This window comes from Acinetobacter ihumii, assembly GCF_900625095.1.
GTDB classification, from domain to species: Bacteria; Pseudomonadota; Gammaproteobacteria; order Pseudomonadales; family Moraxellaceae; genus Acinetobacter; species Acinetobacter ihumii.
The window spans coordinates 2,407,970-2,421,217 of the sequence record NZ_LR130760.1 but is presented as its reverse complement, the minus strand read 5'-3'; the positions used below and the strand labels follow the sequence as shown (position 1 = coordinate 2,421,217).

The following is a 13,248-nucleotide window of genomic DNA, read 5'->3' as shown; positions in this document are numbered from 1 at the left end:
CTGCATATTCAAATTGATGGAGAATCAATGCCCCCTCATCGTCCGCTGATTCAGCAGCAAAAACTCTGGAAAACCTTTCTGGTGTTTTTATTGCCGTTGATTGCCACCAATATTCTGCAAAATCTATCCGGAACAATTAATACGGTTTTTGTTGGGCAAATGATGGGGGTCAATGCCATTGCAGCCGTAGCGGTATTTTTTCCGATTCTATTTTGTTTAATGGCCTTTGTGATTGGGCTCTCTGCTGGTTCGACAGTGTTAGTGGGACAGGCATGGGGCGCTCAAAATATTGAGAAAGTACGCTGTGTGGTGGGCTCTACTCTGTTTATGACCCTGATCGGAGGCTGCATTATTGCTGCTCTTGGGGTATTTTTTGCGCCGCATATTTTATTGGCTTTAGGAACCGATCCGAGCGTTTTGCATCTTTCTGTCCCTTATGCACGTTGGATGCTGGCAGGTAGTCCTCTATTATTTGTCTACATTATTTACACGTCTATTTTACGTGGCGTGGGTGACAGTATTACCCCATTGGTTGCCTTGTCACTTACCAGTTTAATTGGTCTCATTATTACCCCAGTATTAATTGCCGGTTATTTTGGTTTTCCCAAACTGGGCATTATTGCACCTGCTATTGCCACCATTACGGGTAATGTGCTGGTCATCCTATTTTTGGTGGTTTATTTAAATTATAAAAACCATCCACTGAAACTTGATCTGGCCTTGTTGAAACATATTCGCTATGACTCGGAACTCAGTGGTCTGATTTTACGTCTGGGGATTCCAACCGGCATTCAAATGGTCACTACATCGGTGGCAGGACTGGTGATTGTCGGACTGGTCAATCGCTTTGGCGCACACGCCACGGCGGCGTATGGTGCAGTGAATCAGGTCTTAAACTATATTCAGTTTCCTGCGCTATCGATTGCCATTGCCGCCTCTATTTTTGGCGCGCAAGCAATTGGAATGGGTAAATCTGACTTATTGGCACGCGTGACCCGCACTGCTCTCTGGATGAATATCATCATTACGGGAACACTGGTCATTTTAGCCTATCTATTTTCAAAATATTTGATGGCACTTTTTATTACCGACGCGAGTGTGGTGCAATTGGGGCAACAATTACTGTTTATTGTGCTGTGGTCGATTTTATTTTTCGGTGCCAGTGCTATTTTTGCCTCGATCATGCGTTCAAGCGGGACCGTTACCATGCCCATGCTGATCAATATTGCTGCTATTTTATGTATTGAAGTACCTTGTGCATACTTATTTAGTCAATGGTGGGGCTTACAGGGCATCTGGTATGCTTATGCACTGGCGTTTGTGTGTTTATGTATTTTACAAGCCAGTTATTACCAATTCATTTGGAAGAAAAAAGCCATTAAGGCTTTAATCTAAACAGCAAAAAAAGCCCAGCATCAAGTTGATCTGGGCGAATCGAATCTTAGAGTTTATTGGTGAGTTTAGCCCCGAATTCACTGACACGCTGATAACCAGTCGGGAGCAAACGCTGCATAAAGTCCAGCACTTTGGCATCATTACCGATCAATAAACGGCGTTTATCTTTACGAACCGCTTCTAAAATCTGACGAGCAGCTTCTTCTGGTGGGCAACGCAATAGTTTGTTAAACGACTTAATCGATTTTTCAGGATGCATCCCCAGCGTTTTTAAACTGTCATCCATTTTTGCTGAATTGGCAATGTTGGTACGAATGCCACCCGGATGAACACAAAGTGCGCTCACCCCACAATTTTGCATATCAAGTTCTTGACGCAAAGATTCAGTAAAACCACGGACTGCAAATTTAGTGGCGTTATAAGCCGATTGAGTCGGTTGGGAAACTAAACCAAATAGACTGGAAATATTCACGATATGCCCATCTTTGGTTTGTTTAATAAACGGCAAAAATTCTTTGGTACCGTATACCACTCCCCAGAAATTAATATTCACGATCCATTCCAGATCTTCATAACTTGAGCCTTCAACGGTTGAACCCAAAGCCACACCTGCGTTGTTGAAGATCATGTTGACTGAGCCATGATTTTGTACAGTTTCTTGCGCCCATGCTTTCACTGCATTGCGGTCAGAGACATCCAGTTGCTTGGTGGTGACCCTTACATTATATGGCTTGAGTTGTTCAAGCGTTGCAGCCAGCCCTTTTTCATTGACATCACTGAGTGACAAATGACACCCTGATTGGGCCAGCAAGATGGCAAGCTGTTGACCAATCCCTGAGCCCGCACCGGTTACCGCAGCGACTTTATTTTTAAAATTTTTCATTGCTTATCCTTTTTCCTTCATTGATGGTGCTGTTCATGCTGAAGCACTGCTCGCTCTTAGCTATACGTCAATATATTTTTGACAATACATATTGTCAATATAATCTATCGGATTTAGCGTAAATACTTAATTGAATGACCGAGTCGATCATTTTGTGAAAAACTTGCTAAACTCAGCAGAGCGAATGGGGATAACCGAAATCAATGACCAAGCATCCATCTAACGTAACAACACCAGCACAACAAAAAAACAGTAAGGAACGCCAGTTTAAAGGCTTGTCTTTGACTGAGCGTAAACAGGCGCGTCGTGAAAAATTGATTGAGGCCGGCATTGAAACCTATGGAACACAAGGTTTTTTCTCAGTTACTGTCAAGGATGTCTGTAATGAAGCCAAACTGACCGAACGCTATTTTTATGAATCCTTTAAAAAAAGTGAGGATTTATTTCAAACTATTTTCTTAAAATTAATCGAAACCCTGCAACACAACCTGATGCAAGCCGTCATGCAAGCCTCACCTGATCCTGTCAAAATGATTGATGCAGGTCTGAGTGCGTTATTGCACACCTTAAAAGATGATCCACGACTGGCACGTATTATTTATATTGATGCCATGCTGGTACAGGAACTCCACAATCAGGCCACCATTCATGAAACCATGCAGCGTTTTGACCGCATGATTCAGGCCTTTGTGATGCTGATGATGCCGCATTTACAACGGAATGAACAGGAAATGTCGTTCATCGCGACAGGACTGAATGGCTATGTCACCCAAATTGCAATTCGCTGGGTGGTCGGTGGATTTAAACAATCGACAGATGATATTTTGTTTGCCTGTCGCACTGTCTTCTTATCTTTATTACAGACTTTTTCTAAACCCCAAAATAATTGAACGACAAATAAAATGCGCAGATGGAGTATTGAATAGACAAATTTTTGTCACAATTGATTGTAAAAAATCGCGTTATACTCAATTTTGCAATGATACTGTCACAATTAATCTTTGTAATAAGCCTGTCATAAATAAAACGGTCCACCGTTCAATAAACTAAAGGGTAATTGCGTTGTGAAAGATGACTATATTTTAATCGTTGATGACGAACTTCCCATCCGTGAAATGATTCATACTTCACTGGATATGGCGGGCTTTCAATGTTTACAGGCTGAAGATGCCAAACAAGCCCATCAAATGATCGTCGATCAACGCCCTGCCCTGATTTTACTGGACTGGATGCTACCGGGTGGTGTCAGTGGGGTCGATTTGTGTCGTCGCTTAAAACGTGACGAAACATTATCAGAAATTCCCGTGATTATGCTGACGGCTCGTGGTGAAGAAGATCATAAAGTCCAAGGGCTGGATGCAGGGGCAGATGATTATATGACCAAGCCTTTCTCTACCCGAGAACTGGTCTCCCGTATTAAAGCCGTGCTGCGTCGTGCCAATGCCTTAAATGGTGAAAAAGCCATTGATGCCAATGGGCTCATTTTAGACCCAGTCAGCCAGCGTGTTAGTTTTGGCAGTCATATTCTGGAAATGGGACCAACTGAATACCGCTTATTGGCTTTCTTTATGACGCATCCAGAACGTGCCTACACCCGCGCCCAATTGCTTGATCAAGTTTGGGGTGGCAATGTCTATATTGAAGATCGTACCATTGATGTGCACATTCGTCGTTTGCGTAAAGTGCTTGAGCCCTTTGGCGCAGACCGCTTTGTACAAACCGTACGTGGCACAGGCTATCGCTTTTCAACACGCGCAGATTTAGCAGTAGGTTAAACATTCTTTATGTACGAACCCTATCCCGTCCCAGATTTGGCACGTGAACATAAACGTTTTCGTTATAGCAGTTTATGGACGTTTGCCAAACAAGATTTAAGGCTGCTGGCTTTTCTGCTGATCATTGCAGCTTTTGTGGGATTTGGTCTGGATTATTTAGGCGTATGTATCCTCATTGCATTTTTGATCTTTTTCGGCTTACAACTGCGCTCGTTGTATATTGTTAATGAATGGATTTCCAACCGACCTTATGATACGCCGCCCAACTTAAATGGCATCTGGGGGGCATTATTATTTAATGTTTATCGTGCCCAGCGACAGGAACGTGTGGTTCAGGCTGAAATGGTGGGATTAATTGACCGCGCCCAGTCATCATTGGTGGCACTGAATGAGGCAGTGGTTTTAATTGATGATTCACAACAAATTGAATGGTGTAACCCTGCGGCCGAACAGCTGTTGGGCATCAGTCTGCTTGATCGTGGAACCAATGTATTAGGGATATTAAGACAGCCTAGTTTTATTGAATACTTTAACCATATTGATCATGCGCCTGATGGCATCAAGCTGAAATCATCAGTACTGGATGATCACTATGTCCAGATTAAACTGACTCCCTTTGGTGGTGATAGTGTACTCTTGGTCGCCTATGACGTGACCCGCATCCATAATCTGGAACAAATGCGCAAAGACTTTGTCGATAATATTTCACACGAATTACGTACTCCGCTTACGGTTCTTAGCGGTTATATCGAAACCTTTACCGATCAGGAAGATTTAAATCCACGCTGGAAACGAGCATTGGACCAGATGCAGTCACAAACCAAACGCATGAATGCTTTGGTTAATGATTTATTATTGCTCTCAAATCTGGAAAATAATAAAAAAATTGCCAAAAATCAGATTATTGAAATGCCAAGTCTAATGAATCAATTGTTTGATGATGCACAGGCCTACAATGCAGATTATGGGCATACTTTAAATCTGGATATCGATAGTCATTGCGATTTAATTGGTTCCGATATGGAAATTGCCAGTGCTTTTAGCAACCTGATTACCAATGCTATTAAATATACCCCTAAAGGCGGCATTATCACCATTGGTTGGCATGATGATGGCGAACATGGTTATTTTACGGTTCAGGATAACGGGATCGGGATTGATCCCAAGCATTTACCGCGCTTAACCGAACGTTTTTATCGGGTGGACAGTGCACGTAGTCGTGCCACAGGTGGAACAGGTTTGGGACTTGCGATTGTCAAACATGTCTTGATGCAACACGGGGCTTATCTGGATGTGATCTCGAAAGAAAATGAAGGATCAGTATTTAAAGCTGTTTTTCCTAAAGAACGTTTGTATCAGATGGCATAAGCTTGCCTTGTATCTGCCATGTAATACGCATTCATAGATTAATGATCATCTTCACGTGAATATAACAAAAGCACTCAAATCAATAAGAATATACTGGCAACTGCCTACATAACATTTAAATCTCCTGTTCTATATTAAAAAACATAATCTAAAACTAAAAAGCAGTTTGATCTATGCATTCTATTTCCATGATTCAGCTCGAGCTTGCACAGCAATTAATTCATGTCGGTCGCGAAAAGGCGTTGGCGATTGACTCACCTTCCAATCTTGCCGTCGTGGATGCCTACGGGTTTCTGCTGACTCATATTCGAATGGATGGCGCACAATTACCAAGTATTGAACACAGTATCAATAAGGCCTATACCAGTGCGCTATTTAAAAAATCAACTGAGGCATTAAAACAGCTCAGTGAACCGGATGGTGAATTATACGGTTTAAATCTGACCCTAAATCAAAGAGTCATTGTTTTTGCAGGTGGACTTCCGCTGCTGCTGAATGATGATGTAGTGGGTGCAGTCGGTGTCAGTGGCGGTACAGCCGAGCAAGATCAATGTATTGCTCAGAGCATGCAAGATTATTTTAATCACCTCCAACAGCAGCACAATGAATCAAATCAATAAAGGTTTAATATGATGAGTAAAAAAATTTTAATTACAGGCGCCGGTACAGGTTTTGGTAAAGCAACTGCGTTTAAGCTGGCAAAACTGGGTTATCAGGTGATTGCAACAGTTGAGGCTGTTGCACAAATTTATGCATTAGAACAAGAAGCCCAACAGCAAGGTCTTAGTATTCAGGTAGAAAAACTGGATATTACCGATGATCTTGATCGTGAATTCATTGCAAACTTCGATATTGATATTTTGCTCAACAATGCAGGCATCTCAGAAGGGGGTGCAGTGGTAGATATTCCTGAATATCGTTTACGTGAACAGTTTGAAGTCAATGTATTTGGTACTATTTTACTGACGCAAAAATTTGCGAAAAAATTTGCAAAACGTCAATCAGGTAAAATTATTTTTATCTCTTCTGTCGCAGGTTTAACCACTGACCCATTTACTGGCGCTTATTCTGCGTCAAAACATGCCATCGAAGCCTTTGCTGAAGCCTTGAATAAAGAATTACATGAATATAATGTCAAAATTGCCACTGTTAATCCTGGTCCAATTTTAACAGGCTTTAATGATCGCATGTTTGAAACATGGAAACACTGGTATCCTGAAGACCAAGCAGATGCGTTGTTTGACTACAGCCAGTTGTCTTTTCCACATCAACAATACGAACCCGATCAAGTCTCAGACATTATTGTCGATGTGGTGACAGAGCAGCAAAAAACTTACCGTAATCTGGCTCCCAAAGAAATTGAAGCAGATACCAAGAAACAAATGCATGAAAAGTGGGACAGACTCATTCATTCAGATGCACAACGCGATCCTTTAGTAGAAGATGCGTATGAGCTAGAGCCTGAAACTCCCAATGGAAAATAGATTTATTTAAGACAAATGAAGCAGCCGATGACCTTTCATCGGCTGCTTAGTCAACATCACAACGTGAGCATGAGGTTTAATTATGCTGTTGCGTTAAATGCCGCGTGATAACTCACGGTTCCTTTCGGAATGTCATTTACAAAACTGATCGCTTGAAAATATAGCTGAGGAACATCAGGTAAAATCAAATCTGAATAAGATTGAAACCCAAAACGCTGATAATACGCTGGGTCGCCCAATAGTACACAACCTTTGGCACCCAATTGTTTGAGCTGTTCCAGTGCAGCATGCATCAGTTGTGAGCCAATGCCCTGTCCCTGCTTTTCAGGCCAAACTGAAATAGGTCCTAAACCATACCAACCGGTTTCCCCTGAAGAAATACGCACAGGTGAAACAGCAACATGACCCACAATCGCATCCTGCTCCAGCGCAACCAAAGAAACGGTGAGTTGCCCATCTTTACGCAATTGATTCACAATAAATTGTTCAGTGTGGCTCGAATGTTCCGCATTTAAAAACGCCGCTTGCGTTAAAGCTTCAATAGACTGAAGGTCTTGTTGCTGTTCGTTTCGAATTTCAATATGCATTCAAAAAATCCTGTCTTATATTAATCTCACCACTGTGATCTGATTCTACAGCACACGCTTTTCAAGGCGATTCTGCACGTTGGTCTTTATTGTAAAAGTAAAATTTAAATCCAATTACATTCAGGTGAATATAAAACACTGTGTTGAAATTTCAACAGTTCAAAATTCAACAACATGGAAAATTTTTATTTTAAATAGCTGAATTATATTGATATTTATAATTGGCATATTAATTGATTTATTCCAGCCAGATTTGTGATTTAGCCAGAATATTGCGCCGATATTCTGACTGGAATCAAAGGAATAAAGTGATATGTCAGAACAACATTTTCAGCATCTTGGCAGTTTACTTGCGCATCATGCCAAGCAACGTCCGCAGGATATCGCCTTGCGTCATAAACAGTTGGGTTTATGGCAAGCATGGTCATGGCAGTCTTTACTGGATTTAAGTGAGCGTTTTGCCGCAGCGTTGCAAGGTTATGGTTTTCAAAAAGATCAAAGTGTATTGATCATCAGCTCACCGAATGCTGATGTGATTGCCATCAGTCTGGCTGTGCAAGCTTTGGGTGGAAAGGTTCAACTGATTGATGATCATGCCGAACAGTTAAGTGCAGCGCAAATCCATACCTATTTTAGGGTCATTGAGCCTGATTATGTGTTGGTGGAACAGCTTCAGCAACTTGCACCGCTGGACCAGTTTCGTCATTTGCCGATCTATATTTTTTATATTGAACAAAACGATTTACAACATGTTGAGCATGAAAATATTGTGGCGGTGGAGCATTTGCTGGCAGACGCCAGAGAGAGTCAGCATGTTCAATTTGAATGTCTTCAATTTGAGCCACAGCAGACGGCGTTTAGTTTTGAACGAGTAGAACAATCAGAACGCTTACGCGTCTATTACAGTCATCAGGAGCTGATTCAGGAAGCGCAACAACTGGTACAGACGCATCAGTTAAATGCAACTGAAGAGGCGTTTGTAGCAAGAGCGTTTTCCAGTGTTGGACATATTCGTTATTTGTGGTCGGCATGGTTATATGCAGGGTTTACGCTGAATATTCCTGAAAGTCTGGACACCCGAGATCAGGATCGACAAATCATTGCTCCGACCTTGGTGTTGGGCACGAAATTTACCTATCAACGGGTACAGCAGCGCATTCAGCAACGCTTGCCTTTGGCAAATACGTGGTTATTTAAGCTTTATCAAAACGCTCTCAACCGGCTTTTGCAGCAGCAAAAATTATCTCTCCCGCAAAAATGGCTGCTCGCTCTGTTTAAGCAAGTCATATTGGAAGAATTGGGTTTTTCTCGGCTGAAAACAGCACTCATTGTCGGTGAACCGCCCTCAGATTCGAGTCTGGCATTTTATCAGGCACTGCATATTCGACTGCAACATTGGGACAATCGAGCCAATTGGCAACGTTCTCCCCTGTCTATTTCACGGTTCAATTCATCAGATTTATCTGTGTCATCCATATCGTCTGCACCGTAGGGAATAACCATGTCATCCACAATTTCAGCCCAGTATTTATTGGAATTAAAAGACATCGATTTATCTTTTGGCAAATCGCAGGTGTTAAAAAAACTCAGTTTTCAGGTCAAAGAAGGTGAAATTTGTGCCCTGATTGGTCCAAACGGCGCAGGTAAAAGTTCCGTGATCAATATCGTGAATGGTATTTATCAGCCACAGCAAGGGCAAATTGTTTTTGCAGGAAAAAACTTAAAAAACGATGTGGCCGCCCAATCCGCTCATCTGGGAATTGCGCGAACGTTTCAAAATCTCGCGTTATTTAAGCACATGACCGTGCTGGACAATGTGCTCACAGGTCGAATTTTAAAAAGTCGGCATTCCTTACTGGGGGTGCTATTGCAACTCCCCATTCAACAAAAAGATGCAGATCGTCAACGTCGTAAAGTCGAAGAAATTTTAAAACTGTTACACCTTGAGCAATATCGCCACAGTGTGGTCAGCAGTTTGTCCTATGGCTTGCAGAAACGGGTAGAACTGGCTCGGGCTTTGGCAGCAGAGCCACGCTTGTTACTGCTAGATGAACCTATGGCAGGCATGAATCAACAAGAAAAACAAAGTATTGCCAGATTCATTCAGAAAGTGAATCAACGACTCGGCATCAGCATTTTGATGATTGAGCACGATATTGGTGTGGTTTTGCAAATTTCAGATCATGTAGTGGTGCTGGATTACGGTAAAAAAATTGCCGATGGTACGGCGCAGGACATACAGGCGCATCCCGAGGTACTGGGGGCGTATTTAGGAGAAGAGCTCGGTTCGGAACCTGTTACTCCGCAACAATTAAGCGAAAAAGAAGTCCATATTTAGAGGTGAATCATGTCGTTTTTTCTGGAAGTTCTACTCGGTGGAACATTGGCAGGGGTGATGTATTCACTGGTTGCCATCGGCTTTGTGCTGATCTATCGGGCATCGGGGGTATTTAATTTTGCGCAGGGTTCGATGGTTTTATTTTCGGCATTGACCTTTGTCAATTTAACCGAACGCGGTGTGCCATTTGCCGTCGCCTTTGCTGTGACACTGTTTGTAATTTTTCTATTGGTGCTGTTGATTGATGCCTTCATTTTAAAACATCTGGTCAATCGTTCAGTGATCACCCTATTTATGGCGACACTGGGCTTGAGCTATATCATTGAAGGATTAGCGCAAACCCTTTGGGGCACACAGGTTCATGGGCTTGATCTGGGCATCGCTGATACCCCGATTCAGTTTTATGGGGTATCGGTAAGCAAATTTGATTTATTCGCGACAGCCATTGCAGGCAGTCTGGTGGTGATTCTGTCACTTTTATTTAGTAAAACCCGTTTCGGCATTTCATTACGTGCGGTTGCCGATGATCCTCTCGCGGCACAATCTGTTGGCATCAAACTGAATCATATCTGGATTTTGGTCTGGTCGGTGGCAGGTTTTGTTGCACTGGTTGCAGGATTACTCTGGGGCGCACGTTTAGGCGTGCAATTTTCTTTATCACTGGTGGTGTTAAAAGCCTTACCTGTGTTGATTATTGGGGGATTCACCTCAATTTCTGGGGCGATTATCGGTGGGTTAATTATCGGCGCATCGGAAAAACTGGCAGAAATTTATCTCGGTGGAATCATTGGTTCAGGGATTGAAAACTGGTTTCCCTATGTTCTGGCCATTTTATTTTTACTGGTTCGACCAACAGGTTTGTTTGGTCAACAGAATGTGGCGAGGGTCTAAATTATGTTTTTATTCTCTCAGGCAGGACAATTTCCCCAGCGTTATCAGGATGAACAGCGCATTTTTACCATCAAAGAGCATCGCATTTTATTCTGGTTCTTGTTGGCAGTAGCGTTTATTTTTGTGCCCTTTGTAGGTTCAGAATATTTATTTAATGCGATTCTGGTGCCCTTTCTGGTCTTAGCATTGGCAGGGTTGGGTTTAAATATTCTGACAGGCTATACGGGACAATTATCTCTTGGCTCGGCAGCGTTTATGGCGGTAGGCGCATTTGCCACCTATAACCTTGAATTGCGAGTACCACAATTACCGTTATTGGTCAGTATGCTCTTGGCTGGATTGATTGCGGCATTTTTTGGCGTGATCGTGGGCTTGCCTAGCCTACGTATTAAAGGGTTTTATCTGATCGTTTCTACGCTGGCAGCACAGTTTTTTGTGCCGTGGCTATTTACCCAATATGGCTGGTTTACCAATCATAATGCCTCGGGAGTCATCACCGCTCCGCCCTTGTCGATCGCAGGCTTTTCTCTGAATAGTCCCGTCGGACATTATCTGTTCACACTGTCAGTGGTGGTGGTTCTGACTATTTTTGCCAGAAATTTGCTCAATAGCCCATATGGTCGCGCTTTTCGTGCGGTACGCGATATGGAAACAGCTGCGCTCAGTATTGGCATCTCGGTTGGAAAAACCAAACTATTGGCTTTTGCGGTGAGTTCTTTTTATCTGGGAATTGCAGGTGCATTGTGGGCATTTGCCTATTTGGGAACCATCGAAGCCGATGGACTGGACCTCAATCGCTCTTTTCAAATTTTATTCATCATCATTATCGGTGGTTTGGGCAGTCTGGCAGGCAGCTTTTTAGGTGCTGCATTTATTGTTCTACTCCCAATTCTGCTCAGTATTTTAGGCAGCAGCGTGTTGGGTCAAGCGGTGGATCAGGCTCTGCTGCAAAATCTGCAAAAAATTATTTTTGGGGGCTTAATTATTTATTTTCTGATTAAAGAGCCAGAAGGCTTGATTCGTCTGCTCGGCAATGCCTATCAGCGATTTAGAAAATGGCCATTACGTTACTAAGTTGATTCATCTTTTATATTATATTTAGAGGAAACCATGAAATTATTTAAATCTCTCTGGTTCTGGCTGGTGCTGATTGCAGTTGTACTGGCAGCCATTGTATTTGCCACCACCAAAAAGCAAAAGACAGAAACGGAAACTATCGCACAAAATACCTCGACAGACAGCCAAGCTGCGTCGACTCAACTGTCGGATAGCAATGCTCAGTATTTCCCATTGCAAAGCTATCGGGTTGGACCGTATGCGGCTGGGGGCACAGGCTTTTTCGGCGGCTTTATTGATTATTTGAAATATATCAATGCCACTGGCGGGGTGAATGGGGTCAAACTGGTCTGGTCGGAGTGTGAAACCGAATATGTGGTCGAAAAAGGTGTGGAATGTTACGAACGCCTGAAAAAAGGCTTAAATGGCGCACCCGCGGCAGCGACCAATCCCTTATCTGTGGGTATTGCCTATGCCACACTGGAACGCTCTGCCAAAGACAAATTGCCATTAATTACCATTAACCACGGACGCACCGACTCTACCGATGGCAGTGTCTTCCCGTATGTGTTCCCCTTACAGCTTAATCCCTATAGTGAAGTCTCTGCGATAGTTAACTATCTGGGACAGCAAAGTGGCGGTCTGGATCATTTAAAAGGCAAAAAAATTGTGGTGCTTTATCACGGTTCACCTTATGGCAAAGAAACCATTCCTGTGATTGATATTTTGTCGAAGAAATATGGTTTTGAGGTGACCAATATCGAAGTTCCACATCCCGGCAACGAACAACAATCCCAATGGTTAAAGATCAAACAAATTCAGCCAGACTGGGTCATTCTGCGGGGCTGGGGCGTCATGAACCCTGTGGCATTAAAGACCGCGCAGAAAGTGGGTTATCCAGCGGATAAAATTATTGGCAATATCTGGTCAAATTCAGAAGAAGATGCTGCGCCAGCAGGTGATGCAGCCAAAGGCTTTATTTCGATTACCACTCATCCATCAGGAACCCATTTCTCGGTGTTGCAGGACATCAAAAAATACGTGGTGGACAAAGGACAATCTGATCTGGCCGACCCAAAACGCTTCGGTACCGTTTATTACAATCTAGGCATTGTGAATGGCATTTTGAATGTAGAAGCGCTTCGTGTGGCGCAACAAAAATTTGGTCAACGTCCATTAACAGGGGAAGAAGTGCGTTGGGGCTTTGAACATCTCAATCTGGATGAAGCCCGTCTGAAAGCCCTCGGTGCAGTGGGGCTGGTACAACCGTTGAAACTGTCGTGTGCCGATCACGAAGGTGGTGGTGCAGTCCGCTTCCAGCAATGGGATGGAAAAGAATGGAAAGTCATTAGTGATTGGGTACAGGCAGATCGTGCATTACTACGCCCTATTATTGAAAAATCTTCGCAACAATATGCCAAAGAACAAGGCATTACCCCTCGCAATTGTGCAACTGAAAGTTAAGTGGGGA

13 protein-coding genes are annotated in these 13,248 nt (G+C 43.0%); 11 read left to right on the top strand and 2 right to left on the bottom strand.

All coding sequences use genetic code 11. The features are described from left to right. Positions 1-27 precede the first annotated feature (27 nt). Entirely contained in the window at positions 28-1,395 is a 1,368-nt protein-coding gene (locus tag E0D95_RS11375) for an MATE family efflux transporter (protein WP_130803907.1), read from the top strand. Between the two features lie 46 nt (positions 1,396-1,441). Here E0D95_RS11375 and E0D95_RS11370 read toward each other — a convergent pair whose 3' ends face one another. Continuing rightward, positions 1,442-2,278, bottom strand: coding sequence for an SDR family NAD(P)-dependent oxidoreductase (locus E0D95_RS11370; RefSeq protein WP_130803906.1), 837 nt, complete (start codon positions 2,276-2,278; stop codon positions 1,442-1,444). Positions 2,279-2,481: 203 nt separating this feature from the next. Between E0D95_RS11370 and E0D95_RS11365 the strand changes: the two genes are divergently transcribed. From E0D95_RS11365 to E0D95_RS11345, 5 genes are all read left to right on the top strand, one after another. After that, entirely contained in the window at positions 2,482-3,168 is a 687-nt protein-coding gene (locus E0D95_RS11365) for a TetR/AcrR family transcriptional regulator (RefSeq protein ID WP_130803905.1), read from the top strand. A gap of 174 nt (positions 3,169-3,342) precedes the next feature. Next, the gene (phoB, locus tag E0D95_RS11360) at positions 3,343-4,053 is read left to right on the top strand and encodes a phosphate regulon transcriptional regulator PhoB (RefSeq protein WP_130803904.1); all 711 of its coding nucleotides are present in this window, start codon (positions 3,343-3,345) and stop codon (positions 4,051-4,053) included. Between the two features lie 9 nt (positions 4,054-4,062). Beyond that, the gene (gene phoR / locus E0D95_RS11355) at positions 4,063-5,421 is read left to right on the top strand and encodes a phosphate regulon sensor histidine kinase PhoR (RefSeq protein WP_130803903.1); all 1,359 of its coding nucleotides are present in this window, start codon (positions 4,063-4,065) and stop codon (positions 5,419-5,421) included. Between the two features lie 173 nt (positions 5,422-5,594). Continuing rightward, entirely contained in the window at positions 5,595-6,041 is a 447-nt protein-coding gene (locus tag E0D95_RS11350) for a GlcG/HbpS family heme-binding protein (RefSeq protein WP_130803902.1), read from the top strand. Between the two features lie 12 nt (positions 6,042-6,053). Continuing rightward, positions 6,054-6,905, top strand: coding sequence for an SDR family oxidoreductase (locus E0D95_RS11345; protein WP_130803901.1), 852 nt, complete (start codon positions 6,054-6,056; stop codon positions 6,903-6,905). A gap of 80 nt (positions 6,906-6,985) precedes the next feature. On the opposite strand, the gene E0D95_RS11340 is transcribed toward E0D95_RS11345, so the two are convergent. Then, positions 6,986-7,492 carry a GNAT family N-acetyltransferase gene (locus tag E0D95_RS11340; RefSeq protein ID WP_130803900.1) on the bottom strand — a complete coding sequence of 169 codons (507 nt, stop codon included), beginning with the start codon at positions 7,490-7,492 and terminating at the stop codon, positions 6,986-6,988. Positions 7,493-7,805: 313 nt separating this feature from the next. Here E0D95_RS11340 and E0D95_RS11335 point away from each other — a divergent pair, with 313 nt between their 5' ends. From E0D95_RS11335 to E0D95_RS11315, 5 genes are read left to right on the top strand one after another with little or no spacing between them, the layout of a single operon-like run. Next, positions 7,806-8,984 carry an AMP-binding protein gene (locus tag E0D95_RS11335; RefSeq protein WP_130803899.1) on the top strand — a complete coding sequence of 393 codons (1,179 nt, stop codon included), beginning with the start codon at positions 7,806-7,808 and terminating at the stop codon, positions 8,982-8,984. A 9-nt stretch (positions 8,985-8,993) separates the two neighbouring features. Further along, entirely contained in the window at positions 8,994-9,830 is an 837-nt protein-coding gene (locus E0D95_RS11330) for an ABC transporter ATP-binding protein (protein ID WP_130803898.1), read from the top strand. A 9-nt stretch (positions 9,831-9,839) separates the two neighbouring features. After that, entirely contained in the window at positions 9,840-10,721 is an 882-nt protein-coding gene (locus tag E0D95_RS11325; RefSeq protein ID WP_130803897.1) for a branched-chain amino acid ABC transporter permease, read from the top strand. A 3-nt stretch (positions 10,722-10,724) separates the two neighbouring features. Continuing rightward, positions 10,725-11,795, top strand: coding sequence for a branched-chain amino acid ABC transporter permease (locus tag E0D95_RS11320; RefSeq protein WP_130803896.1), 1,071 nt, complete (start codon positions 10,725-10,727; stop codon positions 11,793-11,795). 36 nt (positions 11,796-11,831) lie between these two features. Continuing rightward, positions 11,832-13,241 (top strand): ABC transporter substrate-binding protein, encoded by a 1,410-nt coding sequence (locus tag E0D95_RS11315; RefSeq protein WP_130803895.1) that lies wholly within the window; start codon positions 11,832-11,834, stop codon positions 13,239-13,241. The last annotated feature ends 7 nt before the right edge of the window (positions 13,242-13,248 follow it).

Coding starts and splice junctions, on each gene's coding strand:
- E0D95_RS11375 (WP_130803907.1), top strand. CDS start 28: ATGCCCCCTCATCGTCCGCTGATTCAGCAGCAAAAACTCTGGAAAACC.
- E0D95_RS11370 (WP_130803906.1), bottom strand. CDS start 2,278: ATGAAAAATTTTAAAAATAAAGTCGCTGCGGTAACCGGTGCGGGCTCA.
- E0D95_RS11365 (WP_130803905.1), top strand. CDS start 2,482: ATGACCAAGCATCCATCTAACGTAACAACACCAGCACAACAAAAAAAC.
- phoR (WP_130803903.1), top strand. CDS start 4,063: ATGTACGAACCCTATCCCGTCCCAGATTTGGCACGTGAACATAAACGT.
- E0D95_RS11350 (WP_130803902.1), top strand. CDS start 5,595: ATGCATTCTATTTCCATGATTCAGCTCGAGCTTGCACAGCAATTAATT.
- E0D95_RS11345 (WP_130803901.1), top strand. CDS start 6,054: ATGAGTAAAAAAATTTTAATTACAGGCGCCGGTACAGGTTTTGGTAAA.
- E0D95_RS11340 (WP_130803900.1), bottom strand. CDS start 7,492: ATGCATATTGAAATTCGAAACGAACAGCAACAAGACCTTCAGTCTATT.
- E0D95_RS11335 (WP_130803899.1), top strand. CDS start 7,806: ATGTCAGAACAACATTTTCAGCATCTTGGCAGTTTACTTGCGCATCAT.
- E0D95_RS11330 (WP_130803898.1), top strand. CDS start 8,994: ATGTCATCCACAATTTCAGCCCAGTATTTATTGGAATTAAAAGACATC.
- E0D95_RS11325 (WP_130803897.1), top strand. CDS start 9,840: ATGTCGTTTTTTCTGGAAGTTCTACTCGGTGGAACATTGGCAGGGGTG.
- E0D95_RS11320 (WP_130803896.1), top strand. CDS start 10,725: ATGTTTTTATTCTCTCAGGCAGGACAATTTCCCCAGCGTTATCAGGAT.
- E0D95_RS11315 (WP_130803895.1), top strand. CDS start 11,832: ATGAAATTATTTAAATCTCTCTGGTTCTGGCTGGTGCTGATTGCAGTT.